The 26,898-nt window shown below is 65.3% G+C and carries 23 protein-coding genes; 5 read left to right on the top strand and 18 right to left on the bottom strand.

Annotation, left to right across the window (positions count from 1 at the left end; all coding sequences use genetic code 11):
• Positions 1-441 precede the first annotated feature (441 nt).
• Together E4K64_RS02775 and E4K64_RS02770 are read right to left on the bottom strand one after the other, a co-directional pair.
• On the bottom strand, positions 442-801 hold the full coding sequence (locus E4K64_RS02775) for a hypothetical protein (RefSeq protein WP_167771780.1): 360 nt from the start codon (positions 799-801) through the stop codon (positions 442-444).
• Between the two features lie 84 nt (positions 802-885).
• On the bottom strand, positions 886-1,329 hold the full coding sequence (locus E4K64_RS02770; protein ID WP_135162043.1) for an RbsD/FucU family protein: 444 nt from the start codon (positions 1,327-1,329) through the stop codon (positions 886-888).
• A gap of 164 nt (positions 1,330-1,493) precedes the next feature.
• On the opposite strand from E4K64_RS02770, the gene E4K64_RS02765 reads away from it, so the two are divergent.
• Entirely contained in the window at positions 1,494-3,317 is a 1,824-nt protein-coding gene (locus tag E4K64_RS02765; RefSeq protein ID WP_167771769.1) for a caspase family protein, read from the top strand.
• A 332-nt stretch (positions 3,318-3,649) separates the two neighbouring features.
• Here the strand turns inward: E4K64_RS02765 and E4K64_RS02760 are convergent, their stop codons facing one another.
• The 4 genes from E4K64_RS02760 to thiD form a co-directional block, all read right to left on the bottom strand.
• Positions 3,650-4,633: a threonine/serine dehydratase family protein gene (locus tag E4K64_RS02760; RefSeq protein ID WP_167771768.1), complete on the bottom strand. Its 984-nt coding sequence runs from the start codon at positions 4,631-4,633 to the stop codon at positions 3,650-3,652.
• A gap of 62 nt (positions 4,634-4,695) precedes the next feature.
• Entirely contained in the window at positions 4,696-5,754 is a 1,059-nt protein-coding gene (locus E4K64_RS02755) for a glycosyltransferase family 4 protein (RefSeq protein ID WP_135162040.1), read from the bottom strand.
• Between the two features lie 13 nt (positions 5,755-5,767).
• Positions 5,768-6,580: a UDP-2,3-diacylglucosamine diphosphatase gene (locus E4K64_RS02750; protein ID WP_135162039.1), complete on the bottom strand. Its 813-nt coding sequence runs from the start codon at positions 6,578-6,580 to the stop codon at positions 5,768-5,770.
• Between the two features lie 344 nt (positions 6,581-6,924).
• Positions 6,925-7,725: a bifunctional hydroxymethylpyrimidine kinase/phosphomethylpyrimidine kinase gene (gene thiD / locus E4K64_RS02745; RefSeq protein WP_135162038.1), complete on the bottom strand. Its 801-nt coding sequence runs from the start codon at positions 7,723-7,725 to the stop codon at positions 6,925-6,927.
• Positions 7,726-7,891: 166 nt separating this feature from the next.
• Here thiD and E4K64_RS02740 point away from each other — a divergent pair, with 166 nt between their 5' ends.
• The gene (locus E4K64_RS02740; protein ID WP_135162037.1) at positions 7,892-8,137 is read left to right on the top strand and encodes an Lrp/AsnC ligand binding domain-containing protein; all 246 of its coding nucleotides are present in this window, start codon (positions 7,892-7,894) and stop codon (positions 8,135-8,137) included.
• Here the strand turns inward: E4K64_RS02740 and E4K64_RS02735 are convergent.
• Positions 8,134-9,069 carry a cytochrome c gene (locus E4K64_RS02735; protein ID WP_135162036.1) on the bottom strand — a complete coding sequence of 312 codons (936 nt, stop codon included), beginning with the start codon at positions 9,067-9,069 and terminating at the stop codon, positions 8,134-8,136. The two genes, E4K64_RS02740 and E4K64_RS02735, sit on opposite strands and share 4 nt — an antisense overlap.
• 155 nt (positions 9,070-9,224) lie before the next feature.
• Here E4K64_RS02735 and E4K64_RS02730 point away from each other — a divergent pair, with 155 nt between their 5' ends.
• Positions 9,225-9,641 (top strand): CHRD domain-containing protein, encoded by a 417-nt coding sequence (locus E4K64_RS02730; protein ID WP_135162035.1) that lies wholly within the window; start codon positions 9,225-9,227, stop codon positions 9,639-9,641.
• Positions 9,642-9,713: 72 nt separating this feature from the next.
• Here E4K64_RS02730 and E4K64_RS02725 read toward each other — a convergent pair whose 3' ends face one another.
• The 9 genes from E4K64_RS02725 to E4K64_RS02685 all read right to left on the bottom strand — a co-directional run bounded on the left by E4K64_RS02725 (position 9,714) and on the right by E4K64_RS02685 (position 21,728).
• Positions 9,714-10,997, bottom strand: coding sequence for a cystathionine gamma-synthase family protein (locus E4K64_RS02725; RefSeq protein WP_135162034.1), 1,284 nt, complete (start codon positions 10,995-10,997; stop codon positions 9,714-9,716).
• Between the two features lie 288 nt (positions 10,998-11,285).
• Positions 11,286-11,732, bottom strand: coding sequence for a c-type cytochrome (locus tag E4K64_RS02720; protein ID WP_135162033.1), 447 nt, complete (start codon positions 11,730-11,732; stop codon positions 11,286-11,288).
• Positions 11,733-11,886: 154 nt separating this feature from the next.
• Positions 11,887-14,196: a xanthine dehydrogenase family protein molybdopterin-binding subunit gene (locus tag E4K64_RS02715; RefSeq protein WP_135162032.1), complete on the bottom strand. Its 2,310-nt coding sequence runs from the start codon at positions 14,194-14,196 to the stop codon at positions 11,887-11,889.
• A gap of 262 nt (positions 14,197-14,458) precedes the next feature.
• Positions 14,459-14,734 carry a YjiS-like domain-containing protein gene (locus E4K64_RS02710; protein ID WP_135162031.1) on the bottom strand — a complete coding sequence of 92 codons (276 nt, stop codon included), beginning with the start codon at positions 14,732-14,734 and terminating at the stop codon, positions 14,459-14,461.
• A gap of 259 nt (positions 14,735-14,993) precedes the next feature.
• A complete protein-coding gene (gene murJ, locus E4K64_RS02705; RefSeq protein WP_135162030.1) occupies positions 14,994-16,520 on the bottom strand; it encodes a murein biosynthesis integral membrane protein MurJ in 1,527 nt (508 codons plus the stop codon).
• A gap of 410 nt (positions 16,521-16,930) precedes the next feature.
• Complete coding sequence (locus E4K64_RS02700; protein WP_167771779.1) at positions 16,931-18,082, bottom strand: DegT/DnrJ/EryC1/StrS family aminotransferase; 1,152 nt, start codon at positions 18,080-18,082, stop codon at positions 16,931-16,933.
• A gap of 51 nt (positions 18,083-18,133) precedes the next feature.
• Positions 18,134-19,138 carry a Gfo/Idh/MocA family protein gene (locus E4K64_RS02695; RefSeq protein WP_135162028.1) on the bottom strand — a complete coding sequence of 335 codons (1,005 nt, stop codon included), beginning with the start codon at positions 19,136-19,138 and terminating at the stop codon, positions 18,134-18,136.
• A 180-nt stretch (positions 19,139-19,318) separates the two neighbouring features.
• Complete coding sequence (locus E4K64_RS02690) at positions 19,319-20,731, bottom strand: mannose-1-phosphate guanylyltransferase/mannose-6-phosphate isomerase (RefSeq protein ID WP_167771767.1); 1,413 nt, start codon at positions 20,729-20,731, stop codon at positions 19,319-19,321.
• Positions 20,732-20,738: 7 nt separating this feature from the next.
• Complete coding sequence (locus tag E4K64_RS02685) at positions 20,739-21,728, bottom strand: NAD-dependent epimerase (protein ID WP_126255782.1); 990 nt, start codon at positions 21,726-21,728, stop codon at positions 20,739-20,741.
• 221 nt (positions 21,729-21,949) lie between these two features.
• On the opposite strand from E4K64_RS02685, the gene E4K64_RS02680 reads away from it, so the two are divergent.
• Both E4K64_RS02680 and E4K64_RS02675 read left to right on the top strand, forming a co-directional pair.
• The gene (locus tag E4K64_RS02680; RefSeq protein WP_135162026.1) at positions 21,950-22,909 is read left to right on the top strand and encodes a lysylphosphatidylglycerol synthase transmembrane domain-containing protein; all 960 of its coding nucleotides are present in this window, start codon (positions 21,950-21,952) and stop codon (positions 22,907-22,909) included.
• Positions 22,910-22,947: 38 nt separating this feature from the next.
• Positions 22,948-23,931, top strand: a complete 984-nt coding sequence (locus E4K64_RS02675; protein WP_135162081.1) for an MraY family glycosyltransferase — start codon at positions 22,948-22,950, stop codon at positions 23,929-23,931.
• Here E4K64_RS02675 and E4K64_RS02670 read toward each other — a convergent pair.
• Entirely contained in the window at positions 23,919-24,866 is a 948-nt protein-coding gene (locus tag E4K64_RS02670; RefSeq protein WP_135162025.1) for an NAD-dependent epimerase/dehydratase family protein, read from the bottom strand. The two genes, E4K64_RS02675 and E4K64_RS02670, sit on opposite strands and share 13 nt — an antisense overlap.
• Before the next feature lie 43 nt (positions 24,867-24,909).
• Entirely contained in the window at positions 24,910-26,823 is a 1,914-nt protein-coding gene (locus E4K64_RS02665; protein WP_167771766.1) for a nucleoside-diphosphate sugar epimerase/dehydratase, read from the bottom strand.
• Positions 26,824-26,898 lie beyond the last annotated feature (75 nt).

Raw genomic sequence — 26,898 nt, 5'->3', positions numbered from 1 at the left:
CCCCCGCCAACGACCCCCTCGCCCCGATCCGCCGCATGACCCAGGCCGAGAAGATCGCGTTCTTCTCGTAAGGTCGCCGCTCACTTTCGTGTCCCGGACAAGCGAAGCGCAGATCCGGGACCCAGAGCCACATTCTCGGTGGTCGCATGGGCCCCGGCTCAGCAGCGCACCGCTGAACCGGACGATGCTTTGCATCGCCGGGGAAGCGCTGCGCTCGCAATGACGTGCTGAGGCAGCGAACGGCGCTTTGTCGCCGTCATCCTGAGGCGCGAGGGGTACGATGCGCAGCATCGTGCGGCGAGCCTCGAAGGATAGACGGCCCCGATGCAGCCGGGCCGTCCCCCTTCGAGGCTTGCGGAGCGGCGCGATGCGCCGCTGCGCGCGCCCCTCAGGGTGACGGTGATGGAACGGAGAAACGCATCACCTAGCCGTCTCGAACGATCACCCGCAATTCCAGATCGGCCCGATCGGCGTGCGGGTCCAGCACGGGCCAAAGCTGCCGCCGTTGTAGCGGCCGCCGTTGAAGCCCGGGCGGCCGAAATAGTGCCACTCGCCGTCCCAGCGGTAATATTGCGGAACCGGATCGATGTACCAGTGGCGCCGGTCGGCGCGCGACATTCGGCGCATCGCGTCTTTCTGCTTGTAGAGTGGAATGCTGTTGCTGAGCGGCTGCCGATAGCCCGGCAGGAAGCCGTAGCCGTGCCAGGCCTGCTTGGGACGCTTTTGAGTTGATGCAGCGGACGCGACGGCCGGCAGCAGCGACAGGACGATGGCAACAATTAGACACACGATGCGCGACATGAATCGACAATAGTCGGTCGGTTGCGCGGAGGCCATTCAAATTCGGGTGCAGGTTCTGCGCAACCTCGCGCGGAATGATTCCGCCTAACCGATCACGCCTTTCCTGATCAGGAAGCAGCCATAGTCCCTGCTGTCGCCGACCTGCACGACGCCGAATCCAGCCGCCGCCGCGCGGTAGAAATCCTCCCGCGAGAGCTTGCCGGGACTGACCGGACCGCCGCTGGCGCGTTCGATCTCGGTCAGCACCGCGCGCTGCACGTCGGGCACGCGATCGGGATCGTCGACCGGCATCATCACGCGCACCGGATCGGGATCGAAATCGTCGAGCGGATAGACCGACATGATGGCGCGGACGGCCGTCTCCATCGTCATGCCCGGCAACTGGATCAGGCGCTGCGACGATGTGCTGCGAGCGATATGCGTGGCCGGGTGGTTGGCGTCGACGACCACGAGATCGTCGCCGTGGCCCATGGAGGCCAGCAGCCAGAGCAGGTCGGGCGTCAGGATCGGATCGATCGATTTCAGCATGGGGCGGCGGTTCCTCTCGGCGATCGCTAACCATAGCAGGTTCCAAGCGTGATTCAGATCACGTCCGTCGCCATGGTGACAGGGATCACGGACCGCACGCTCGAACGCGGCCAGGCTTGCTCGCAACCAATCTCGTATCGAGATGAGTGCCAAAGGAGCACGCCATGTTCCGCCTAAAGCCTTTGCTGATGACAGCCGGCCTTGTGGGAAGCCTGTTCGGCTTCACCTGCGGGCCCGTTTCCGCGCAAGTCGCCCCGGTCCAGCCTGCCCCCACCGCGCTGCAAGGCCCGGAGCAGCGGGTGGCGCTGGTGATCGGCAATGCGAACTACCAGAACGCGCCGCAACTTGCGAACCCCGACGATGACGCCCAGTCGATGGCGCAGTTCCTGAACTCCGCCGGCTTCGAGGTGGTTGCCGCCACCGACCTGACGCAGAACGACATGCTGCGCGTGGTGCAGGACTTTTCCGCCAAGGTCGCCTCGCGCGGCCCGAACACGGTGGCGATGGTCTATTACGCCGGCCACGGCGTGCAGCTCGCCGGCGAGAACTATCTCGTTCCGGTCGATGCCAAGGTCTCGAGCCCGACCGAGCTCGTCAACAATTCGGTGCGCCTCGTCGACGTGATGTCGACGCTGGAGACGATCCCGAGCCGCATGCGCATCGTGATCCTCGATGCCTGCCGCAACAACCCGTTCCCGCAAGTCAACGATGCCGGCCGCGGCCTTGCCATCGTCGATGCGCCGAACGGCTCGATCGTCGGCTATTCGACCGCGCCGGGCGCCGAGGCGCTCGACGGCACCGGCGGCCACAGCCCGTACACGCAAGCCTTCCTCGACGTCGCGCGCGAGCCCAACGTGCCGATCGAGCAGCTGTTCAAGCGCATCCGCCTGCAGGTGAACCAGACCACCAGCGGCGCGCAGATCCCGTGGGAGAGCTCCTCGCTGACGAGCGACTTCACCTTCTTCGGCGACACCGCAATTGCCGCCAACCGCGCGCCGGTCAGGGCGCCCGTGGTGCAGATGGCCTCCAACCTGCCGAGCCGTTCGACGCGCCAGGCCTATGACTACGTCGTGTCCGAGGGCCGGCCGGAATATTATCAGGAGTTCATCCGGATGTATCCGCACGACCCGCTGTGCGATCACGTCCGCTGGCTGCTCAACAACATCCTGCTCTCGCAGGCCTGGCACAAGGCGGTGCTCGTGAACTCGCCGCTGGCGTACAAGTCCTTCTATGACAGCTACGGCAACAGCCCCTATGCACAGGTCGCGCTGAAGCTGCAGGCGCAGCCGAAGCAGATCCCCCTGATGCAGGCGACCAAGTTCCTGGCGCCGCAGAACATTGCTCCGACCTTGAAGATCGGCAATCTCGGCCAGCCGAAATACCTGCCGCTGATGCAGCAGGGCAATGGCGGCGGTCAGATCAATGGCAATCTGCCGGTCGTGCAGAAGCCGGTCGACGGCAATGGCATCGGCAAGCCCGGCAATGGCGGCCAGATCGTCAATCTGCCGGCTGGCAACAACAACCAGCCGAACCCGCAGAACGGCACGCCGTCGCAGTCCCCGGGCAAGATCGTCACCCTGCCCGCGCCGACCACCACCGGCAACAACAATGGCGGCATCGGCAAGATCGTGACGTTGCCTGCGACCAACAATGCGCCGAACGGCGGCAACGCCAATGGCAAGCCGGGCAAGATCGTGAGCATGCCGGTGAACGTCGGCAAGGGCGGCTCGACGGTCGACGCAAAGCCGGTCAATGTTCAGACCCAGAACCACCCGATCCGCGTCAACAACGGCAACACCGGCATCGTGAAGCTCAACAACAACCCGGTGAACAAGGTGCAGGTGCAGAACAACGTCCAGACCAACCGTCCGCAGCTCAACACGATGCCGAGCCGCATGGTCAACAGCAACAACAACTTCCGGCAGTCGATGAACCAGGCGCCGAGCATGAACAATGGCGGCAATCGCCGCGGCGGCTTCATGCACTGATCGCGCGAACGAAGAAGGAGCGCTCCCTCCCCCGCTTGCGGGGGAGGGTTGGGGAGAGGGTCTCTCCACAACGGGACCATCCCCAAGACAAGACGAAGGGGCAGAGCGGTGACGCTCTGCCCCTTCGTCATCTCAGCCATTGAACGTCGTCATTCCGGGAAGCACTTTCGCGCGCAATGACGAGGGGAGGTCTCGTAGGGTGGGCAAAGCGAAGCGTGCCCACGTCGTCTCTCTTTGGAATCACTGAAAGGTGGTGGGCACGGCGCTTTGCGCCTTTGCCCACCCTACGGCACTGGATTGCTTCGCCGAAAGGCGCAGGCCCGGAAGGACGGCTAGGCCACCAGCTCGGCGAACAGATCCGCATCGACGTTGCCGCCGGAGAGCACGATGACGACGTTCTTCCCGGCGACGTCGAGACGTCCCGCCAGCAGTGCGGCGAGACCGACGGCGCCGCCGGGCTCGACCACGAGCTTGAGCTCGCGATAGGCGAAGGCGACTGCGGCGCCGACTTCCTTGTCCGACGCCGTGACGCCGCGCGCGAGCAGCTTGCTGTTGATCGCAAAGGTCATCTCGCCGGGGATCAGGGCCATCAGCGCATCGCAGATGGTGCGGCCGGCGGGCGGATGCGGCTCGCGATGGCCGGCGCTCAGCGAAATACCGTGATCGTCGAACGCCTCGGGCTCGGCCACCACGATCTCGGCGAGCGGATAGCGTGCCTTCACCGCCGTCGCGACGCCCGCGATCAGGCCGCCGCCCGACGCCGGTGCCACCACGATGTCGGGGGACAGACCAAGCGTTGCCATGTCCTCCGCGATCTCGCGGCCGGCGGTGCCCTGCCCTGCGATCACGAACGGATCGTCGTAAGGCCTGACCAGCGTCGCGCCGCGCTTCTCGGCGATGGCGCGCGAGATCGCCTCGCGGTCGTCCTTGTCGCGATCATAGAGCACGACTTCGGCGCCGTAGGATTTGGTGCGCTCGCGCTTGGACAGCGGCGCATCCGCAGGCATCACGATGGTCGCCTGCATGTCGAGGATCTTTGCCGCCGCCGCCACGCCCTGGGCGTGATTGCCGGAGGAGAACGCGACCACGCCGCCGGCGCGCTTGTCCTGCGGGATCGAGAATACCTTGTTGAAGGCGCCACGGAACTTGAAAGAGCCGGTGCGCTGAAGCATCTCCGGCTTCAGGAAGACTTTCGCGCCAACCCGCTCGTTGAGCACCGGAAAGGACAACAGCGGGGTGCGGATGGCGTAGGGCGCGATCACGCGCGCTGCGGCATCGATATCGGCGGGGCCGATCGGGAGAAGCTGTTCGGTCATGACCGACCTTATCGCGGCCATCGAGCCGCGGGCAAGACACCTCCGCGCGAGGAATCCTCCCTTTAGGCGACGAAGCGCGGCTGTTCCGTGCCGTCCCCGCCCGGCAGCACAGCCCCCACCGCCTGGATATTATCGACAAAAGCCCTCGCCGAGGCTTCCCAGGTGTAGTTGCCGGCGAATTCGACACAGGCCTGCCGGGAGATGTCGAGCGCCGCGAAGCAGGCGCTGCGCAGATCGTGATCGAGGGCGCCGACCGGGGCATTGCCGATCACGTCGCGGGGGCCCTTCACCGGAAAGGCCGCGACCGGCAGCCCGCTCGCCAGCGCCTCCAGCAGGACCAGGCCGAACGTGTCGGTCTTGCTCGGGAATACGAACACATCGGCCGCCGCATAGATTTCCGCCAGCGCCTCGCCCTGCTTCTCGCCGAGGAAGATCGCATCGGGATAGGCCTCTTCGAGCGAGGCGCGCGCCGGGCCGTCGCCCACGATCACTTTCGTGCCGGGCAGATCGAGGTCGAGGAAGGCTTGGAGATTCTTCTCCACCGCGACGCGGCCGACCGACAGGAACACCGGTGCCGGAAGGCAGAGGTCGATGGCCCGCGGATGGAACACATTTGTATCGACGCCGCGCGGCCACAGCATGACATTGTCGAAACCGCGCTCGGTCAGCTCGGCGGCGAGCGCAGGCGTTGCCGCCATTACCGCACGGCTGGGGGCATGGAAGCGGCGCAGCGCCCGCCAGATCAGCGAGCCCGGCACCGGCACGCGGGCGCGGACATATTCGGGAAAGCGGGTGTGGAAGCTGGTCGTGAACGGCAGCCGGCGCTGGCGGCAATAGCGGCGGACCATCAGGCCGATCGGCCCTTCGGTCGCGATGTGGATGCTGTCCGGGCGCGCCTCTTCGATCAGCCTGGCAATCCGCGCCGGGCGCGGCATCGCCAGCCGCACGTCGCGATAGCTCGGCATCGCGAAGGTGCGGAACGATTGCGGCGTCAGGAACGTGAACGCAACGCCGGAACCTTCGACGTCAAGCCCCTCGGCCGCGTCGGCGAGCTTGGTCAGCGTCCGAACCACACCGTTGACTTGCGGGTGCCAGGCGTCGGTCGCGACCAGGATGCGCATCAGGCGGCCTCTGCTATGCAGCTCTGGCTGCAACCTGCGGGACGGCCGCCGGCTTCTGCAGATGATCCGCCCAGGTGATGATCTCGAAATGACCGTCGTCGTGCTCGACGAGCGCGGTGCAGCTCTCGACCCAGTCGCCGCAATTCATGTAGCGAATGCCGCCCTCGTCGCGGATCACGGCGTAGTGGATGTGGCCGCAGATCACGCCGTCGGCGTCGTAGCGCCGCGCCTCGGCGGCGAGCGCCTGCTCGAACGCGCCGATATAATTGACCGCGTTCTTGACCTTCTGCTTGGCCCATTGCGACAGCGACCAATAGGGCACCTTGAACAAGCGGCGGAAGAAGTTGACGAAGCGATTCATCTGGATCGCGAAGTCGTAGGCCTTGTCGCCGAGATGGGCGAGCCAGCGCGCGTTTTGCACCACGAGATCGAAGATGTCGCCGTGGATGACGAGATAGCGCTTGCCGTCCGCGCCGGTGTGGACGGTGTTCTCGACCACGTCGATGCCGCCGAAATGCGTGCCGTAATAGTTGCGCAGGAACTCGTCGTGATTGCCGGGGATATAGATGATCTTGGCACCCTTGCGCGCCTTGCGCAAAAGCTTCTGGACGAGGTCGTTGTGGGATTGCGGCCAGTGCCAGCTCGATTTCAGCGCCCAGCCGTCGACGATGTCGCCGACGAGATAGATCGTGTCGGCATCATGGTAACGCAGGAAGTCCAGCAGAAGATCGGCTTGAGAACCGCGGGCTCCGAGATGAACGTCGGAGATGAACAACGTGCGAAAGCGCCGCTCGGGGCTCTCGTCACTCACATCGTAACTTCCCATGCGTCAGCCTGTAACAATGTCCCGTGACAGGGGGATGACCGATTGAACCTGTGAGGCACCTTCAGATACGAATCACGCCTAGCCTCGCCCTCCCTGCGAATATCAGTCGCATGCGACAATCAGGCGACACGGCGCCGCAGAAGGTGATCGTCATGCCCGGGCTTGTCCCGCCTGCGCGGCCGAAGCCGCTCCGGCGCGGCGAAGGCCCGGGCATCCACGTTCGCATCCACGTTCTTCGTGCTGCGTGGCAAGGCGTGGATGGCCGGGACAGGCCCGGCCATGACGATGTGGGGGCTAGCTTGCCCCCAAAGTGCACCGCGGCGGCGCTCCCGCGCGCGGCCGCCTCAGTAGAACCTGTGAAAATGGTGGATCGGGCCGTGGCCGTGTCCGACGCTGAAGCGGTCGGCGGCGGCGATCGCCGCGCTGATCCAGGTCTTGGCGTTGCGCACGGCGCTTGCCAGATCCTCGCCCTTGGCGAGCCCGGCCGCGACCGCCGAGGATAGCGAGCAGCCGGTGCCATGGGTGTTGCGGGTCGCCACCCGCGGCGCGGTGAGCGCGAGCGTGCTGTCGGCATCGACGAGATAGTCGATGCTCTCGGCACCCGTGCCGTGCCCGCCCTTGATCAGGACCGCACGGCAGCCGAGCGCCAGCAGGCGCCGCCCCTGGCTTTCGATCTCCGCTTCGCTTGCCGCGACCGGCGCGTCGAGCAGAGCCGCGGCCTCCGGCAGATTGGGCGTGATCACCGACGCCAGCGGTATCAGTCTTGTGCGCAGCGCATTGACGGCCTCCGCGGCGAGCAGCCGATCCCCTGACGTCGCCACCATCACGGGATCGAGCACGACGTGCCCCGGCGACCAGCGCGACAGTGCGGCCGCGATCGCGTCGATGCTGGCGACCTGGGCCACCATGCCGATCTTCACCGCGCCGATGTCGAGATCGGAGAACACCGCATCGATCTGCTCGGTGACGAACGCCGCCGGCACGGCGTGGATGCCGGTGACACCCCGCGTGTTCTGCGCGGTCAAGGCCGTGATGACGGAGGCGCCGTAGACGCCGAGCGCCGCAAACGTCTTCAGGTCGGCCTGGATGCCGGCGCCGCCGCTCGAGTCGGAGCCGGCGATGGTGAGTGCGACCGGGGTCGTCATCGCCGGACACATTTGCTGGATACGGGTACCGCCATGGCCTGTCCTAGCGCGACCGTCGAACACCGGCAAGGCCTCGGACCGGCAGCTGGCGGCTCGCAAGTCCGCTTGCTAAATCGTGCCGGGTTTGGCCTATTAGCCGGAAGAATACGCTTTCGGAGTGCCCGCAATGGTTCCTTTTTTCGTCCAGATCAAATGCAAGCTCGGCCAGTCCTACACGGTGGCCAATGCGCTTGCCGAGGCCGAGATCGCCTCCGAGATCTACTCCACGGCCGGCCAATACGACCTGCTGGTGAAATTCTACGTCGACAAGGACACCGACATCGGCCATTTCGTCAACGAGAAGGTGCAGGTGCTGCCGGGGATCCAGGACACCCTCACCATCATCACGTTCAAGGCGTTTGGCACCAGCTAGCCAGCTTCCTTGCCGGTTTCCTTGCGCTTGGGCCGCGGCGGACCGTCCACCGGCGGCAGCGATTTGAGGTACTCCGCCATCGCCGCAATATCCTCGTCGGGCAATTGCGAGGTGTTCTTGATCACGCGCGTCATCGCGCCGCCGACGCTGTCGCCATCGGGTAATTCGCCGTTCTTGAGGAAATAGGCGATATCCTTCACGCTCCACTCGCCGAGGCGCTTCTGGGTGATGTTGGGCACCCAGCCCTCGCCTTCGGGATTGGGCCCGCCGGCAAAGCGCTGGCTCGAGATGATGCCGCCCAGCGCGTTGCGCGGGCTGTGGCATTCGGCGCAATGGCCAAAGCTGTTGACCAGATAGGCGCCGCGGTTGAATTGCGGTGACTTGCTGCTGTCGGCGACGAAGGGCTTGTCGTCCAGAAACAGGAACTTCCAGATGCCGACATTACGCCGGATGTCGAAAGGAAAATGCATGTCGTGGTCGCGCACCTTGCCGGTCACGGGCGGCAGCGTCTTCAAGTAAGCAAAGAGATCGAGCACGTCCTCGCGCCTGGCGTGCCGATAGGACGTATAGGGAAAGGCGGGAAAATAATGCTGCCCGCCCGGCGACACCCCGTCCATTACCGCGTTGACGAAGTCGGCGTCCGTCCATTTGCCGATGCCGTCGTTCGGATCCGGGGAGATGTTCGGCGCGTAGAACGTTCCGAACGGCGACTTGATCGCGACGCCTCCACCGAGCCTGAGACGATCGGGCTGATTGGGAACGGCATGGCAGGACGCGCAGCCGCCGGCGTTGAACATCACCTCGCCATTGGCAAGGTTGGCCACATGGGCCGGCGCATTACCTGCAGCCGCTTTTGGCGCGCTGAGCCACCAATAGGTGCCCGCGCCAACGAGCGCCGCGAGCAGCCCGATGAGAATTGTTCGTTGCAACATGCAGATCCATTCAATCGTCGCGGCGAACTTATGACCGATGTCGTCGCGGCTCCAGCCACGAAGAATTTAGCCCGCCCCGGCCGGACACGGGAATAAACTGAAACGCCGGCTGTTGGAAGTTTGCCAGCCCGAACGGGTTCAGCAGGGAGAATGTCATGAACAAGACCGTCATTGCCGCCCTGGCGCTTGGTGCCGTGACCTTTGCAGGCCCGGCCAGCGCCGAGAAGCTCAAAGCAACCCTCGACGGCAAGTCCGAGGTGCCGGCAATCGCCAGCAGCGCCACCGGAACCGCCGATCTGGACTACGATGCCGCCAGCAAGAAGCTGTCCTGGACCGTCACCTATTCCGGCCTCTCCGGGCCCGCCACCGCGGCGCATTTCCACGGGCCTGCCGAGGCCGGCAAGAACGCAGGCGTCGCTGTCGCGATCCCGAACGCGGCCTCGAGCCCGGTCAAGGGCGAAGCGACCCTGACCGACGCGCAGGCCGCCGATCTGCTCGGCGGCAAGTACTACATCAACATCCACACCGCGGCCAATCCGGGCGGCGAGATCCGCGGTCAAGTGACGAAGTAAGCCGCACGCTGCTTCGTGGCGAAGGCCGGGCGCAGGAGGGGGCGCGCCCGGCCTTTTCGATTTTGAGCGCGCTCAGGCCGCGTTCAGCGCCTGCGCGAGGTCCGCGATCAGGTCGGACGGGTTCTCGATGCCGATCGACAGCCGGATCGTGGAATCCAGCACGCCGATCTTCTGGCGGATGTCGGCGGGAACGCCGGAATGCGTCATGGTCGCGGGCAGGCTCGCAAGCGACTCGGTGCCGCCGAGACTCACCGCCAGCTTGAGGATCTGCAGCGCGTTGAGAAACTTGACCGCCGCGTCCTTGCCGCCGACGATGTCGAACGAGAAGGTCGATCCCGCCCCGTGGCACTGCCGCGCGAACACGCGGCCCGCCGGCGAAGCCTCCTCGTGATGACCGAGATAGTGGACCTTGGCCACCTTGGGGTGATCGCGCAGATAATCCGCCACGAGGCGCGCGTTGCTGTTGGCCTTCTCCATACGCAGGCTCAGCGTCTCGAGCGAGCGGTTGATCATCCAGCAGGAATGCGGATCGAGCTGGGTGCCGATGGCGCCGCGCAGCGCCTTGATGCCTTTCATGATCGCCTTCGAGCCGAGCGCAGCACCCGCGATCAGGTCGGAGTGACCGCCGACATATTTCGTCAACGAATACAGCGACAGGTCCGCGCCGTGCTCGATCGGCCGCTGAAACACCGGGCCGAGCAGCGTGTTGTCGCAGGCGATGACCGGCGTGTGCCCCTGCGCCTTGCCGATGGATTCGGCGACACGCCGGATCATGGCGACATCGACCAGGCCGTTGGTCGGGTTGGCCGGGGTTTCGATCAGGATCATCGAAACGCGGCCCTTGGCCATGGCCTCTTCCGAGGCCTGCCTGACGGCCGCTTCATCGATCCCGTCGGCGAACCCGACGGCGCCGATCGACAGGCGCGCCAGCGTGTTGGTCAGCAGCGTTTCGGTCCCGCCGTAGAGCGGCTGCGAGTGCAGAATGACGTCGCCGGGGCGGACGAAGGCCAGGATCGTGGTGGCGATCGCCGCCATGCCGGATGAGAACAGCGCGCAGCTCTCGGTGCGCTCGTAGATCGAGAGCCTGTCCTCGACGATCTCGCTGTTTGGATGATTGAAGCGCGAATAGACCAGGCCCGCGCCCATGCCTTCCGGCGGCTCGCGCCGGCCGGCGACGTAATCGAAGAAGTCCTGCCCGTCATCGGCCGTCTTGAACACGAAGGTGGAGGTCAGGAACACCGGCGGCTTGATGGCGCCTTCCGACAGCTGCGGGTCATAGCCATAGGTCAGCATCAGCGTTTCGGGATGCAGCATGTGGTTGCCGATGTGCGTCTTCGACGGAAACGGTTTGACCATGGCCTGTCTCGCTTTTCATTGGGATCCTCGCCGCGCGCTGGAATTCCTCACGTCATGAGGCAATCCGGAATAAGATGCGTCGACTCGCATCAACGCCGCGGCCGCTGGTGCGAACATAATCGCTCGGACGGCGATCCGTCAGACCTTATAAACGGAAAAAGGGCGGCTGCTTTCGCAACCGCCCTTTCCGTAGCCCGGATGAGCAAAGCGACATCCGGGATAGTTTCATCAACTCGCACAGGCTTCCCGGATATCGCTTCGCTCATCCGGGCTACGAAAGTATCCGCCTCAGCTGTTCTTGACGCGGTAGGTTTCGTGGCAGCCGCCGCATTCCTTGCCGATGGCAGGCATGTTCGCCTTGAGCGAATCCAGGTCCTTGATCTTGCCCTTGGCCTCGCCAACGACCTTGGCGAAGCTTGCGATCTTCGCGTCGAAACCGGCCTTGTCCTCCCAGACCTTCGGCGAGGCCGAGTAGTCACCGTCGAGCTTCACGCCTTTGGCGCTGGCCGGAAACAGGTTCGGCAGCTTCTTGGCGGTATCCTCGAACTGCGCCAGCGCGCTGTCCACGGTAGCCTGGTCGTAAGGCTTCTCGCCCTTCACCATCGCCGACATCGCGCCGGCGTTCTTGCCGTTGCCCTTCATGAGGGTCTGAGCTTCCTTGACGGAATCCTGTTGCGCCCAGACGGCACCCATCCCGAGCAGCAGCGCGCTCCCGACAATCAACACTCGCTTCATTCGCAAAATCCCTTTCCCTGATGCAGGATCGTGCCGACCCCTGAATGGCCAACACCGATTGGCTGATTTCATTCCATCCGGAGTGCGACGAAAAATCGTCGCACTCCGGATCATTGGGCTGAGCCCGTAAAACGCGTTCCGCGTTTGCTTGGACTTACAGGCTGTGGCGGCGGTGATGCTCGTTGATGGCGATCCACACCCGCTCCGGCGTTGCCGGCATGTCGATGTGGTCGATCTTGTATTCGCGCCAGAGCGCGTCGACGATGGCGTTGACGACAGCCGGACAGGAGCCGATCGCGCCGGCCTCGCCCGCCCCCTTCACGCCCATCGGATTGGTCTTGCAGGGGACGTTGTGGGTCTCGAACACGAAGGCCGGCCCGTCCGCCGCCCGCGGCAGCGCGTAGTCCATGTAGGTCGCGGTGATGAGCTGGCCGTCGGTGGCGCCATAGACCACCTGCTCCATCAGCGCCTGGCCGATGCCCTGCATCGCGCCGCCATGCACCTGTCCCGCCAGCAGCAGCGGATTGAGCGTCTTGCCGAAATCGTCGACGATCACGTAGTTGACGATCTTGATGATGCCGGTGGCCGGATCGATCTCGACTTCCGCGACATGAGTGCCGTTGGGATAGGTGCCGTCGGCGCTGGCGAAGGTCGCGCTGCCGTTCAGCTTCGACGGATCGACGCCGGGCCGCTTGGCGAGGTCGGCGAACGAGATCGAACGGTCGGTGCCGGCGATGCGCACCACGCCCTCGGAGATCTCGAGGTCGCCGGCGCCGGCCTCCAGCGCTTGTGCCGCGATCTCCTTGAGCTTTTGCCCGAGCTCGCGCGTGGCGCGCTCGACGCTGACGCCGCCCGAGGGGATCGAGGCCGAGCCGCCGGTGCCGAGGCCGGTGGCGATCTCGTCGGTGTCACCCTGGCGGACGTGGACCCGCTCCGGCGCCACGCCGAATTGCTCCGCGACAATCTGGGCATAGGCGGTCTGGTGGCCCTGCCCGCTCGACTGCGTGCCGATCAGCACGGTGACGTCGCCGTTGGGTTCGAGGCGGACATTGGCCGTCTCCTCACCCATCACGCCGCAGATCTCGACATAGCTCGCCAGTCCAATGCCGCGGATCAGCCCGCTCTTCTTGGCCGCCTTGGCGCGCTTTCCAAATTCCTTCCACTCGGCGATCTCCATCGCGCGCTTGAGATGCGCGGCGAAGTCGCCGGAATCGTAGACCTTGCCGGTGGCCGTCTTGTAGGGCAGCGCCTTCGGCGGAATGAAGTTCTTGCGGCGGATGGCGTCCGGCGTCATGTCGAGCTTGCGCGCGCAGGCGTCAACGAGGCGCTCGATGACATAGGCGGCCTCGGGCCGGCCCGCACCGCGATAGGCGTCGACCGGCACGCTGTGGGTGAAGATGGTGCGCACCCGGCAATGAAAGGCCTGGATATCGTAGAGTCCCGGCAGCATGCCGGCGCCGCCATGCGGGATGTAGGGGCCGAAGGTCGACAGATACGCGCCCATGTCGCCCATCAGGTCGCAATCCATCGCGAGGAACTTACCGTCCTCCGCCAGCGCCATCTTGGCGGTGGTGACGTTGTCGCGGCCCTGCGCGTCGCCCATGAAATGCTCGGTGCGGTCGGCCGCCCATTTCACCGTCTTCTTGAGCTTCTTAGCCGCAACCGCCATCAAGGCGTATTCGCGATACGGGAACAATTTTGTGCCGAACCCGCCGCCGACGTCGGGACAGATCACCCGCATCTTCTCGGTGGGGATGTTGAGCACGTTCTGGCACAGGATATCGCGCAGACGATGGCTGCCCTGGCTGCCGATCGTCAGCGTCAGATGATCGCGCTTGGAATCGTATTCGCAGACCGCCGCGCGCGTCTCCATGAAGCTCGCAACCACGCGTGGATTGACGATCGAGATCTCGGCCACCGCATGCGCCTTGGCGAAGGCGGCTTCGGTCGCCGCCTTGTCGCCAATCGAGACGTCGAACAGCACGTTGCCCGGCTTGTCCGGCCAGACCTGCGGCGCGCCCTTCTTCACGGCATTGACGACGCCGGTCACCGCCGGCAGCGGGCTCCATTTGACCTCGATCGCCTCGATCGCGTCGCGGGCCTGGTCGATAGTCTCGGCGACCACGAAGGCGATGGCATCGCCGACATGGCGCACCTCGTCCTTGGCCAGGATCGGGTAAGGCGGTCCGGTGAACGGATCGGTCTCGAGATTGAACAGGCAGGGCAGATTGCCGAGATCCTTGACGTCGTCTGCGGTCAGGATCAGCGCGACGCCGGGGAGCGTGCGGGCACGGCTCGCATCGATGGTGTATTTGGCATGCGCATGCGGCGAGCGCAGCATCAGGCAGCGCAGCGCGGCCTGCGGCGCATAATCGTCGGTATAGCGGCCCTTGCCGCGGATGAGCGCGTCATCCTCCTTGCGCAGCACGCTTTGGCCAACGCCGAACTTGATGGGAGCCGCCATTTTGTCTTCCCGTTCTCATGGTTGTTTTGCGGGCATATTGCCGTGGAAAAACTGGCAAGGCAAACGGGTTTAGGCGGCCGTTTCCCCCATTGAGACCGATGATTCGAAGCCACCCTCGGCGGTTCTGGCGCGACCCGGCCGCGTAGCCGTGCCAGAAGCGCATCGGGGGCTGAATTTCCTGACCAAAAGGTGTGCTTGTCATATGTGGCATCACCTACGCGGACGGCGGCGGTAGCGGAGATCGGAGGGATTGGTGGGCCTGTCACATCCCACCACGGCCCCACTGAGCCCTCGCATTCTCTCTCAATCTGTCGATAGCGCGTTCAGGCGCGAGGCTGTCGATCTCGCCGCGCGTCAAGCCGATATCCATCAGCTCCCTGTCGCTGAGGTCGTGCAAGCTGTTGCGCGGGCGCCAGCGCCGCTCCTGAAAGGCAAACCAATAGCGCCTGAGCAGGCTCGGGATGATGGAAAGGTCGAGGCGAAGTCTCGCGGCATCGCGCTCCGTCGCGGCTGTGATGTTCGTCTGTTGGGGTGGCATCGGATGCTCCTGCTGTTGAGCCGGCAGGGAGCGTGGCCAAAGAAAAGGCCCCGTCCGATGCCGGCGGGGCCTGGTGGAAAAGATGTCGTCGAAATCCTAGCGCACGACTCCTCCCACGGCCCAGCCGAAGCGGGTCATCTGGTTGCGGTTGACGGTGCGCGACGATTTGATCATGCGTCGCTCATAGCACGGCGACCGCACAAAATCAAGAGATGTGCGCGGCCTTCCTGCATCCTGGAGGCGAGCAACCCCTGCTCGCTTAGCCGCGCACCAGCGTGACCAGCCAGTTGCGGCCGAACAGGATGAGGATCGCGAGCGCATAGACGATCGTGCCTCCGACGGCCAGCAAGACCAGCATCAGCTCATCTCGGAAGTGCATCGAGCCGAGCCAAGCGCCACCGAAATGCGCGATCAGCCAGAAGGCGGCGGCGAGGATCAGTCCGATCACGAGGAATTTGCCGAGCGACATCAGCCAGGCACGGTCCGGCACCAGAAAGCCTCGCCGTATCGCGAAGAACAGTACCAGCAACAGATTGGTCCAGACACCAATGGCGGTCGCCAGTGCGAGGCCGATCTGGGCCAGCGGTCCCATCAGGGCAACCTTCAGGGCGACATTGACAGCAATGCCGGTCAGGGATGCGCGTACCGGCGTCGCGGTGTCCTTGCGCGCATAGAAGGTCGCGACCGCGCTGCGGATCAGCACGAAGGGGATCAGGCCGATGGCGTAGGCCGCGAGTGTGGCGCCGGCGGCGGCGGCGTCCGCTTTCGAGAACGCGCCGCGGGCGAACAGCGCCCGCATGATCTCGTCGGGCACGGTAAGGAACGCCGCCACGAACGGGATCGAGAACAGCAGCGTGAAATCGAAGGCGCGGCGCTGCGCCTTCATCGCGCCGTCATGGTCGTTGGCGGTGATCCGCCGCGACATCTCCGGCAGCAGCACCGTGCCGATGGCGATCCCGATGACGCCGATCGGCAGCTGGTTGAGGCGGTCGGCATAATAGAGCGCCGAGAGCGCGCCGGCAGGCAGGAAGGTTGCGATGATGGTATCGGCGAACAGCGCGACCTGCGTGCCCATCGAGCCCAGCGTCGCAGGTCCAAGCGCCTTGAAGAAACCGCGGACGTCCTCGTCGAGCTTCAGCGGTGCAAAACGCGGCAGGCCGCCATGGCGGGCGAGATCGCCGGCGAGCAGGAAATATTGCAGGAAGCCCGAAATGAGCACGCCCCAGGCGGCGGCGTGACCCGCGGTCGGAAACCAGGCGGCGAGCGCCAGCGTCATCATCATCGCGACGTTGAGGAAGATCGACGCCGCCGCGGCGCTGGCAAAGCGCTGCATCACGTTGAGCATGCCGCCATAGAGCGTCACCAGCGTGATCAACAGCAGATAGGGAAAGGTGATCCGGGTCAGCTCGATCGCGAGCTTGCGCTGCTCGGCGTCCTCACCGAAGCCCGGTGCCAGGATGCTCATGGCCTGCGGCATGAACAGCCAGGCGACGATCAGCAGCAGAACCTGTGAAGCCAGCAACAGCGTGAAGATGCGGTCGGCGAACAAATGTGCTGCCGCCTCCCCCTTCTCGCCATGGACATGCGCGTAGGCCGGCACCCAGGCGGCGTTGAAGGCGCCCTCGGCGAAGATCGCGCGGAAATGATTGGGCAGCCGCAGCGCCACGAAGAAGGCGTCGGCCACGGGACCGGCGCCGAGGATCGCCGCAAGCATGATGTCGCGGGCAAACCCCGTCAGCCGCGAGAGCAGCGTGTAACCACCAACCGTGAAGATGCGTCCGAGCATGCGTCTGTTTTAGAGCATGGTAGGATTAGGTCTAGGTGCTAGCGGCGATGGAGCTGCGCCCCCTCGCCCATTTGCGGGCAGGGCTATCGGATTTGATAGCCTTCCCCTGCGGCCATCCTTCGAGACGCCCGCCTTCGGCGGGCCCTCAGGATGAGGGCTGAGTGCGCGGCGGCAGTTTCAGCGGGCACCGATGCCACTTAGCCTCATCCTGAGGAGACCGCGAAGCGGTCGTCTCGAAGGACGAGGCGCGCGCTCAGGCCCTGCCAGGACCTCAAATGCGATAGCCCTGCGCTTGCGGGAGGCTGAGGAGAAGGGTCTCAACAACGAAGCCCCCAGAGGGCATAGCCCTCACCCGCGCCTTCGGCGCGACCTCTCCCGCAAGCGAGAGAGGTGAAGAAAGCGCGAAGAATTCAGCCCGCGAGCGCGCCGCGGACGGCGGCGATGATTCGTTCCTGGTCGGCTTCGGTCAGATAGGCATGCATCGGCAGGCTGATGACGTCCTGCGACAGGCTCTCGCAACCAGGCAGGCCGCCATCGGCGACCGGGTATTGCTTGTAGGCGGTCTGCTGATGCATCGACTTGCCGTAATAGATCGCGGTCGGCACGCCCTGGGCCTTGAGCGCGGCAGCGAAACCGTCGCGGTCGGTCCCCTTCGGCAACCGGACCGTATACTGCGCCCAGACCGAGGTATTGCCCGGCGCCAGACGCGGCACGGTGACGACGTTGCCGAGCCCGCGCGCGTAGCGCTCGGCGACCCTGTTGCGGGCGGCGATCTCGTCGTCGAAGATCTTCAGCTTCTCGATCAGGACCGCGGCCTGCATGGTGTCGAGCCGGCCGGTCAGGCCGAGCCGGACGTTGTCGTATTTATCGACGCCCTGCCCGTGCACGCGGATGCTGCGCAGCGTCGCCGCGAGCTCGTCGTCATCGGTGAAGATCGCGCCGCCGTCGCCGAAGCAGCCGAGCGGCTTTGCCGGGAAGAAGCTGGTCGCCGTGGCGAGCCCGAAGGTGCCGAGCTTGCGGCCCTTGTAGCTCGCGCCGAACCCTTGTGCGGCGTCATCGAGCACGAACAGGCCTTCGGCTTTCGCGATCTCGGCGATGGCGTCGTGATCGGCGGGCTGGCCGAACAGGTCGACCGGAATCACCGCAACCGGCTTGAGGCCGGCCTTGCGCGCGGTCGCGATGCCGCGCTTCAGCGAGTCCGGGCTCATGTTGAAGGTGGCCTCGTCGACGTCGACATAGACCGGCGTCGCGCCGGTCCGCGCCACCGGCGAGGCCGTCGCGATGAAGGTGAAGGACGGACACAGCACGGCATCGCCGGGCCCGACATTCTTCGCCATCATCACCATCAGGATCGCGTCGGTGCCGCTGGCGCAGCCGATGACATGCTTGGCGCCGGAATAGGCCGCAAGCTGCTTCTCAAGCTCGAACACTTCCGGACCGTTGACGAACTGGCAGTGATCGAGCACGCGCTTGACGGCGGCATCGAGCGAGGCGCCGAGCCGGCGGCGCTGCGAGGCGACGTCGATGAAGGGAATGGGTTCGGAACGCAGATGCTGGTTCATGGCCTGGTTCTTGGCGCCTTGCTGGTCTTGAGCGGTCGACATGGAAAGGGATCAGCCGACGACGCGGCGCGGCCCCTTGAGGGCGGGCGATTTGGCCGCGGGCCGTGACGGCGTCTCCAGGCACTGGGTGGCGATCTCGAGGCTGGCGACGCCTTCATCGCCTGTGACCGCCGGCGTCTCGCCGTTGCGCACGGCCTTGAGGAACGCGATCAGCTCGGCACGCAGCGGCTCGTCATGTCCGACCGGCAGATGCCGCATCGAGTAGCTGCCGTCGGGCTTGAAGCCGAAGCACTCGGTGACCTGGCGCGTCAAGAGATCGCCCATCACGTATTTGCCGCGGGTCGCGACCGTGACGCTGCGCGCCTTGAACGGCGTCAGCCAGTTGGTGTTGATGTGGGCGAGCACGCCGTTGGCGGTGCGGAACTGCAGCAGCGCGATGTCCTCGCGCTCGGCGACCGCGCTCGACAGCTGCGGCTGCACCTCGACGATGTCGGATTCGGTGAACCAGCGGATCAGATCGATGTCGTGCACGGCGAGGTCGATGACGACGCCGACATTGGACATGCGCGGCGGGAACGGGCCGACGCGGGTGATCGCGATGGAGAGAATGTCCTCGCCCGCGATCGCCTGCTTGACGGCGGCGACCGCCGGATTGAAGCGCTCGACATGGCCGACCATCAGCGTCACGCCGGCCTTGTGCGCGGCGGCGACGATCTCGCGGCCCTCTGCGACCGTGGACGCGATCGGCTTCTCGACCAATACGTGGATGTTCTTGGCGATGCAGGCGAGCGCGACCTCGTGATGCAGATGCGTCGGCGCCGCGATGGTGACCGCGTCGACGCCGGCGGCGATGAGCTGGTCGAGCGTCTCGAAGCTCGGGCAATTGGCGAGTTCCGTCGCGCGGGCGCGATGCGCGTGCGAAGGATCGACAACGCCGACGAGGCTGACGCCGGGCAGGCCGCTCAGCACACGCGCATGGTTGCTGCCCATCACGCCGGCACCAATGACGCCGACGCGCAAGCCGGCCTTTGCCGGTGCAGATCCTTTGGAACTCATCTGAGCAAACCCCGATTCAACGCAAATCCCCGGCGCGCTTCTAGCACGGACGCCACATTTGTGGCGAATGCCGCCTTCGCGACCCGGACACGATTTGATTCAAAAAGTTACACGTTCCCCGGGCCTTAAGCGGAAAAATATCGCCTGTTGGCCCGGGTCTCGTGATTCGGAGTTTGGTGGTTACGACCTTTGATAGTCGTCTTCAATCCGGATGATGTCGTCTTCCCCGAGATAGGAGCCGGTCTGGACCTCGATCAGTTCCAGCTGGATCTTGCCCGGATTCTCCATCCGGTGGACGGCGCCCATCGGGATGTAGATCGACTCGTTCTCGTGCACCGTCTTGACGGTCTCGTTGACCGTCACCTGCGCGGTACCGCGGACCACGATCCAGTGCTCGGCGCGATGGTGGTGCTTCTGCAGCGACAGCCGGCCGCCCGGCTTCACCACGATGCGCTTGACCTGATGGCGCTCGCCGTTGTCGACGGACTGGTAGCTGCCCCAGGGCCGGTGCACCTTGAGATGCTCCTCGGTGACCTTGGGCGCGACCGCCTTCAGCTTGGTGACGAGACGCTTCAGGCCGTTGGCATCCTTCTGGCGCGAGACCAGCACCGCATCCGCGGTTGCGACCACGACGAGATCGTCAACGCCTTCGAGCGCGACCAGCGCGGAATCGGTGGTGACGTTGCAGTTGCGGGAATCCTCGAACACCGCGGTGCCGTGCGCGGCATTGCCCTGCGTGTCCTTCTCCGACAGCTCCCACACCGCGTGCCAGGAGCCGACGTCGGACCATCCGCACGACACCGGCACCACGGCCGCGCGCGAGGTCTTCTCCATCACGGCATAGTCGATCGAGATCGCCTTGGCCGCGCCGAATGCCTCCGGCTCCAGCGTGACGAAGCCGAGATCGCGGCCGGCATTGTTGACCGCATTGGTGATGGCCTCGACGCTTGCCGCATCGACCCTGCGATATTCGTCGAGCAGCACGCTCGCCGGGAACATGAAGTTGCCGCTGTTCCAGAAATAGCCGGAATTGACGTAGTCGGAAGCCTTCACCGCATCCGGCTTTTCGACGAAGCGTGTAACCGCATGCACCTCGCCTGAGATCACCTCGCCCGGATTGATGTACCCGTATTCGGTCGCCGGCCGCTCCGGCTTGACGCCGAAGGTGACGATGCGCCCGGCATTCGCGGCGGTGAGGCCCTCGCGGCAGGCGGCGACGAACGCGGCATTGTCCTGCACGACGTGATCGGCGGCGAGCGCGAGCACGATCGCTTCACTGGCGCGGTTCTGCGCGAACACCGCGCCGGCGGCGATCGCAGGTCCGGAATCGCGCCGCATCGGCTCGAGGATCACGTCGGCCTCGATGCCGATCTCGGCGAGCTGCTCCAGCACCATGAAGCGATAGGACGCGTTGGTGATGACGATCGGCCGGTCGAACAGCTGTGGATCGGAGACGCGCAGCAGCGTGTCCTGGAAGGTCGAGCGCGTGCCGAACAGCGGCAGGAACTGCTTGGGCCGCACCTCGCGCGAGGCCGGCCACAGCCGCGTGCCGGCGCCGCCGCACATGATCAGGGGGATTATGCGTTTGTCCATCGTCATCTCAAACCTTGAAGTAGTCCCGATACCAGGTGACAAAATTGTGGACCCCATGCTCGATCGGCGTTGACGGTGCAAAGCCGGTGTCGCGCATCAAATCCTCGACATCCGCGAACGTTTCCAGCACATCTCCCGGCTGCATCGGCAGCAATTCTTTGATTGCCGTCCGGCCCAGCTCCCGCTCCAGAAGACCGACGACGTGCATCAGTTCCTCCGGATGGTGATTGCCGACATTGTAGAGCTTAAACGGCGCATTTGCGGCAGAAGGATCCTCTGCCGGCACAAGATCGATCAGCCTGGATACGACACGGGTCACGTCATCGATATAGGTGAAGTCGCGACGCATCCTGCCGTGGTTGAAGAGCCGGATCGGCTTGCCGGCCATGATGGCGTTCACGAACAGAAACATGGCCATGTCGGGCCGTCCCCATGGCCCGTAGATGGTAAAGAAGCGCAGGCCCGTGACCGGCAGGCGATAGAGATGGCTGTAGGACTGCGCCATCACCTCGTTCGCCTTCTTGGTCGCGGCATAAAAGCTCACCGGATGATCGGTGCGGTCCGCAACCGCAAATGGCATTTTTGTGTTGGCGCCGTAAACGGAGGATGACGAGGCGTAGACGAGATGACGGCAGCCGTTGTTGCGGCAGCCCTCGAGCACGTTGAGAAATCCGACGAGATTGGACTCGGCATAGGCGTGCGGCTGCTCGATCGAGTAGCGCACGCCGGCCTGCGCCGCCAAATGCACGACTTTGGCAAAACGATGTTGCGCAAACAGCGCGGCCATCGTCTCGCGGTCGGCGAGATCGGCCTCGACGAAAGAGAAGCGGGGCTCGCCCCTGAGCAGCGCAAGTCGCGCCTTCTTCAGCGCCGGATCGTAATAAGTGTTGAGATTGTCGAGCCCGACGACAGACCGGCCTTCGCCCAGGAGCTGGCGGGCGACGTGAAAGCCGATGAAGCCGGCCGCGCCGGTAACCAAAATCGCCTGATCTGTCATCCTGTTCCCTGGGGATCCAAGCCGGCCCTGTTTAGCCGCCAGCTCGATCGGCTCGCAATAGGCCCGCAGCGCTTCATGAGGACTCCTCTCAGCGTCCTTAACGAGGGCAATTGAACGAGGGCTATTGCAAGATCGGCGCCAAAACCATACCAAAGCGGCCGAATTCGGCGCCTCGCGTCGGGTTGCCTCAAATCTTCGCAAACCCTGTTCATGCGGGCGAAATGCGCCGAATCCTGCTTTCTGCGGCCAAAATCGTGACTTCCGCGGCGCTGCTCTATCTGGCGCTGCGCAAGGTCGATCTATCCGAACTGTTTTCGCGTTTCACCGCGACCAGCCTGCTCTGGATCGGCGTGGCGATCGCGGTCACGTTTCTGCAGATCTTCGTCGGCGTGCTGCGCTGGCGCCAGATCAGTGCCGTCTGCGGCGCGCCGCTCGAGCTCGGCCGTGCCATGCGCTACAACGTGATCGGCTCCTTCTTTAACCAGACCCTGCCGTCGGCGATCGGCGGCGACGCGGTCCGGCTGTGGCTCGTCGCGCGCGCCGGCGCCGGCTGGCGTGCAGCCACCTACTCGATCTTCGTCGACCGTGCGATCGGCCTGATCGCGCTCGCGGTTCTCATCGTCGCGAGCCTACCCTGGAGCTACACCCTCATCACCGATCCGCACGGGCGCTCGGCGCTGCTGCTCATCGACCTGCTGGCGCTCAGCGGCGGCGTCGGCTTCCTGATCTTCGGCGCCCTGAAATGGCGGTGGCTCAAGACCTGGTGGGCCACGCATCATCTTCACGCCTGCGCGGTGATCGCCAACCGCGTGATCTTCAGTCGCAGCCGCGGACCGGTGATCGCGATCCTGTCGATCCTCGTTCACGTGCTCGCCGTCGTCATCGCCTGGTGCGTGGTGCAGTCGATTGCAGCCCCGGTTCGCTTCAGCGACGTCTTTCTGCTCGTGCCGCCCGTGATGCTGATCACGATGATGCCGATCTCGATCGCCGGCTGGGGCGTGCGTGAGGCCACGATGGGCCTGGCGTTCGGCTTCGCCGGACTTGCCGCCAACGAGGGCGTCAACATCTCGCTGCTGTACGGCGCCGTGTTCTTCATCGTCGGCGCGGTCGGCGGCCTGGTCTGGATCCTCAGCGCGGAAAAGGCCGCGCAAGGGGCCGCTCCGATCGGGGTGCCGGAGTGACGACGCTCGCCTCGGGCCCGGACCTTGCGGCCGGACTCATGCTGTTCGCGCTTGCGCCGGCCGCGCTCGCCGCACTGATCTGCGCCTGCATCACCTGGCAGAGCATGCCGCTGCTGCAGCGTTACGCGCTGGCGCGTCCCAACGCACGCTCGTCCCACAAGATTCCGACGCCGCAGGGCGCGGGCATCGCGGTGATCGCGGCGACCCTGCTGGTGGCTGCGGCCTGGACTCACGGCGCGATTCCGCTGGCTCTGATCGGCTCGGCCGTCCTCATCGCCGTGGTCGGGCTCGTCGACGACATCAGGCCCCTCCCCGTCCTCCTCCGCCTCGTGTTGCAGGCGGCAGCCGTGGCCGCCGTCGTCTTCACGGCGCCGGAGGGCGCGCGCATCGTGCCGGCGCTGCCGTTCGCGCTGGAGCGCGGCCTCATCCTGCTCGCCGGAATCTGGTTCGTGAACCTCGTCAACTTCATGGACGGCCTCGACCTGATGACGGTGGCGGAGGTGGTGCCGGTCACCGCCGCGCTCGGGCTGCTCGGATGGTTTGGCGACCTGTCGCCGTCCGCCGGACTGCTCGCCACCGCACTGTGCGGGGCCATGCTCGGCTTTGCGCCGTTCAACCGTCCGGCTGCAAAAGTCTTTCTCGGCGATGTCGGCAGCCTGCCGATCGGCCTGTTGCTCGGCTGGTGCCTGCTGGAGCTCGCCTGGCACGGCCAACCCGCCGCGGCGCTGCTGCTGCCGGCCTATTACCTTGCGGATTCCACCATCACGCTGCTTCGGCGCATCGTCAGGCGCGAGCCGTTCTGGTCGGCGCACCGCACCCACTTCTATCAACGCGCAACCGACAACGGGTTCACGGTCCCGCGGGTGATCGGCGAGGTGTTCGCGCTCAATCTCGTACTGGCGTTACTTGCCATCGTCACCGTTCGCGCCGGCTCGACGACGATCATTGTCGCGTCCCTGGTCACAGGCGCGGTCGCCGTTGGTTTCGTGCTGCGGCGCTTTTCCCGCACTCAGGCATCCTGATCCGACAGCGCCAGCCGCACCCCCTCGTCGAGGGAGACCTGCGGCTGCCATCCGGTCGCGATCGCCTTCGAGATGTCGAGCTCGAGCGAGCCGATCAGCCCGTCCTGCATCTCCTGACGGCCCATCACGCGCAGGACCATGCCGAGCAGGTTCGGCGGGATGCTGAACAGCCGGGCAGTCCTGCCGGAGGCGCGCGCCAGGCACGCGATGAATTCAGGCGTCGAGACCCGCTCCCGGTCGGCCAGCAGGAAGATCTCGAAATTGCTCACCGCGTCAGGATGGCGCAGCCGATGCAGGATGAATGACGACAGGTTCTGCACGGCAAGAAAGCTGCGGCGATTGCGGATCGCCGCAAAGGGCAGCGGCAGCCCCAGCCTGACCGCGCGCGCCAGCAGCGGGAAATTGCCCTTGGCGTGCGCGCCGTAGATCAGCGGCGGCCTGATCACCGAGATCTTCATGTCGACGTCGCGGGCCAGCGTGCTCAAGCCCGCCTCGGCCGCGGCCTTGGATGTGCCGTAGAGGCCACGCGGCGTCGGCAAATCGCTCTCGCAGAACGGCGCGCGGCCGTCATTGCTGCGGCCGTGCACCAGAACGGTGCTGATGAAGATGAAATGACGCACGCCGGCCGTCGCTGCGTAGCGCGCCAGGCGCAGCGTGCCCTCGACATTGACCTTGCGGTAAAGTTCGGCCGCGTGCTCGTCGTTCTTGCGATGCACGCGTGCGGCGAGATGGAGGACGGCGTCGACGCCTTCAAGCGCCCCCTGCCAATCGGTTTCGGGGCCGATCGAGTCGATCACGACCTCGTCGTCCGCCCCTTGCGAGCTGCGCACCGCGCGGCGGACCGACCAGCCCTCGCGTGTCAATGCGCGCACGACGTGACGACCGACGAAGCCGCTCGCTCCCGTCACCAGCGCGACCGGCTTTGTCTCGCTCATCGTTGCTCCGGCAGAACAGCGCGCAACCCATCGACCGGCATGGTCAGGCCGCCGTCGACCCGAATTCGGGCACCGCATCCTTCAGGATGGTCCTGATGGTGGCGCGGTCCTCGCGCGCGACGGCCTGCTCCAGCGCGCTGATCCATTTGCGCAGCGTCTGCATCGGCGGCTCGTTCGGCTGTGCGGCCATGATGCCGGCAATGCCGATCTCGCGGGTCGGCTCCTCGGAGGCGAACAGGATCTCATACAGGCGTTCGCCCGGCCGCATGCCCGTGAACACGATCTCGATGTCGTAGCCGGGCTGCAATCCGGAGAGACGGATCATGCGCTCGGCGAGATCGACGATCTTCACCGGCTGGCCCATATTGAGCACGTAGACCGAGACGTCGGGACGCTGCGCGCCGAGCGCGTGCGTGGCCGCGGTGATGACGAGATCGCAGGCCTCGCGGATGGTCATGAAGTAGCGGACCATGTCGGGATGCGTCACTGTCACGGGGCCGCCGGCCTCGATCTGGGCCTTGAACTTCGGCACCACCGAGCCGTTCGACGCCAGCACGTTGCCGAACCGGACCGAGATCAATCGCATCTTCGGCCTGCCACTGCCGCTTGCTGCAGCGAGATCGCGATCGAGCGCCTGGCAGTACATCTCGGCGAAACGCTTGGTCAGACCGAGCATCGACACCGGCTCGATCGCCTTGTCGGTCGAGATCATCACCATGGCTTCGGCGCCGGCGCTGTGCGCGGCATCGGCGACATTGATCGAGCCGAAGATATTGGTCTTGACGCCCTCGCTCCAGTCGCGCTCGAGGATCGGCACGTGCTTGAGCGCGGCGGCATGGAACACGATGTCCGGCTTGAACTCGGCCATCAGGCGCATGATGCGCTCGCGATCGCGAATGTCGGCGATCCGCCCCTCGATCTCGGCTGCCGCACCACGCGCAGCGAGCCGTTCCGTGATCGCGTAGAGCGCCGGCTCGGAGTTTTCGACGATCAGGAGCCGCGCGGCGCCGAAGGCGACGACGCGCTCGCAGATCTCGGAACCGATCGAGCCGCCGCCGCCGGTGACGATCACCGCCTTGCCGCTGATCAGGGCCTCCAGGCGCTCATAGTCGATCGCCTCGCTCGGCCGCAGCAGGAGATCTTCGACCGCGACGGCGGTGAGCCGCGGCGTATCGCCACTCTCGAGCGAGGGCATCCGGTTGACGATCACACCCAACTTGCGTGCACGCATCAGGACCGATTCCGGATGCGCCTCCGGCTCGAACGCCGACGGCGTCATCACGAGGCGGGCGATCGGCTTGTTGCGTTTGGCGAAGTCCGCAATGACGTCCTCGACATCGTCGATGCCGCCCAGCACCGGCAGGTTGCGGATGAACTGGCCCCGGTCCGCAAACGACGGCGATAAGACGCCGACCGGCCAGATGCGCTTGATCGCCCCGCTCTCGATGCCGCGCAGAAGCACCTCCGCGTCCGCGGCGCGGCCGATCAGCAGCGTCGGTGCGGCCTCACCGGTCCGCGCATGACGCCGCACCCGCGTATAGCGGAAATAGCGATAGGTCATGCGCAGCGCGCTGAGGAAGGCGATCTCCAGGAACCAGTAGAGAATGATCGTCACCTTGCCGAGGAAGAAGGCGCCGCGAACGTTGGGGGCAACGAAGATGTAGTCGAGCACGAGCAGCCCAACCGTCAGCACGGTCGCCGCGCGAATGATGTTCAGCGCGTCAGGCAGCGAGATGAAGCGCCATTTCGTCGTGGTCAGGTTCAAGACGAAGAACACGACCACGCTGAAGGCCAGAAAATAGGGCAGGATCTGGAACAGCAGCGGCAGACGGTCGAAGAAGTCGTCGCCGCCCTCGAATCGCACGTAAAAGGCGGCAAAAAGCGCCGCCGTCGTCGCCAGCAAATCGTGGAGCGCGATCAGGAAATTGCGCGAGGTGAGATGCGAGAGACGCGTCATCCGCCGACCGATGAAAATCCAGTTAGATGCAACCTGTCCGCGCTGATAGCCCATCTGGACCAGACTTGCCAGCCG

It is taken from the genome of Bradyrhizobium frederickii, assembly GCF_004570865.1.
In the GTDB taxonomy this organism is placed as follows: Bacteria; Pseudomonadota; Alphaproteobacteria; order Rhizobiales; family Xanthobacteraceae; genus Bradyrhizobium; species Bradyrhizobium frederickii.
The sequence above is the reverse complement of the archived record's forward strand: the minus strand, read 5'-3'. Positions and strand labels throughout refer to the sequence as shown.

What these genes read in the sequence shown, in the direction of transcription:
- E4K64_RS02765 (WP_167771769.1), top strand. Translation starts at nt 1,494, where the DNA reads ATGTTCCGCCTAAAGCCTTTGCTGATGACAGCCGGCCTTGTGGGAAGC.
- E4K64_RS02725 (WP_135162034.1), bottom strand. Translation starts at nt 10,997, where the DNA reads ATGGTCAAACCGTTTCCGTCGAAGACGCACATCGGCAACCACATGCTG.
- E4K64_RS02740 (WP_135162037.1), top strand. Translation starts at nt 7,892, where the DNA reads ATGGTTCCTTTTTTCGTCCAGATCAAATGCAAGCTCGGCCAGTCCTAC.
- E4K64_RS02730 (WP_135162035.1), top strand. Translation starts at nt 9,225, where the DNA reads ATGAACAAGACCGTCATTGCCGCCCTGGCGCTTGGTGCCGTGACCTTT.
- E4K64_RS02700 (WP_167771779.1), bottom strand. Translation starts at nt 18,082, where the DNA reads ATGAACCAGCATCTGCGTTCCGAACCCATTCCCTTCATCGACGTCGCC.
- E4K64_RS02665 (WP_167771766.1), bottom strand. Translation starts at nt 26,823, where the DNA reads ATGACGCGTCTCTCGCATCTCACCTCGCGCAATTTCCTGATCGCGCTC.
- E4K64_RS02770 (WP_135162043.1), bottom strand. Translation starts at nt 1,329, where the DNA reads ATGCTGAAATCGATCGATCCGATCCTGACGCCCGACCTGCTCTGGCTG.
- E4K64_RS02755 (WP_135162040.1), bottom strand. Translation starts at nt 5,754, where the DNA reads ATGCGCATCCTGGTCGCGACCGACGCCTGGCACCCGCAAGTCAACGGT.
- E4K64_RS02680 (WP_135162026.1), top strand. Translation starts at nt 21,950, where the DNA reads ATGCGCCGAATCCTGCTTTCTGCGGCCAAAATCGTGACTTCCGCGGCG.
- murJ (WP_135162030.1), bottom strand. Translation starts at nt 16,520, where the DNA reads ATGCTCGGACGCATCTTCACGGTTGGTGGTTACACGCTGCTCTCGCGG.
- E4K64_RS02760 (WP_167771768.1), bottom strand. Translation starts at nt 4,633, where the DNA reads ATGACCGAACAGCTTCTCCCGATCGGCCCCGCCGATATCGATGCCGCA.
- E4K64_RS02715 (WP_135162032.1), bottom strand. Translation starts at nt 14,196, where the DNA reads ATGGCGGCTCCCATCAAGTTCGGCGTTGGCCAAAGCGTGCTGCGCAAG.
- E4K64_RS02720 (WP_135162033.1), bottom strand. Translation starts at nt 11,732, where the DNA reads ATGAAGCGAGTGTTGATTGTCGGGAGCGCGCTGCTGCTCGGGATGGGT.
- E4K64_RS02685 (WP_126255782.1), bottom strand. Translation starts at nt 21,728, where the DNA reads ATGACAGATCAGGCGATTTTGGTTACCGGCGCGGCCGGCTTCATCGGC.
- E4K64_RS02690 (WP_167771767.1), bottom strand. Translation starts at nt 20,731, where the DNA reads ATGGACAAACGCATAATCCCCCTGATCATGTGCGGCGGCGCCGGCACG.
- E4K64_RS02670 (WP_135162025.1), bottom strand. Translation starts at nt 24,866, where the DNA reads ATGAGCGAGACAAAGCCGGTCGCGCTGGTGACGGGAGCGAGCGGCTTC.
- E4K64_RS02695 (WP_135162028.1), bottom strand. Translation starts at nt 19,138, where the DNA reads ATGAGTTCCAAAGGATCTGCACCGGCAAAGGCCGGCTTGCGCGTCGGC.
- thiD (WP_135162038.1), bottom strand. Translation starts at nt 7,725, where the DNA reads ATGACGACCCCGGTCGCACTCACCATCGCCGGCTCCGACTCGAGCGGC.
- E4K64_RS02735 (WP_135162036.1), bottom strand. Translation starts at nt 9,069, where the DNA reads ATGTTGCAACGAACAATTCTCATCGGGCTGCTCGCGGCGCTCGTTGGC.
- E4K64_RS02675 (WP_135162081.1), top strand. Translation starts at nt 22,948, where the DNA reads ATGCTGTTCGCGCTTGCGCCGGCCGCGCTCGCCGCACTGATCTGCGCC.
- E4K64_RS02775 (WP_167771780.1), bottom strand. Translation starts at nt 801, where the DNA reads ATGTCGCGCATCGTGTGTCTAATTGTTGCCATCGTCCTGTCGCTGCTG.
- E4K64_RS02710 (WP_135162031.1), bottom strand. Translation starts at nt 14,734, where the DNA reads ATGCCACCCCAACAGACGAACATCACAGCCGCGACGGAGCGCGATGCC.
- E4K64_RS02750 (WP_135162039.1), bottom strand. Translation starts at nt 6,580, where the DNA reads ATGGGAAGTTACGATGTGAGTGACGAGAGCCCCGAGCGGCGCTTTCGC.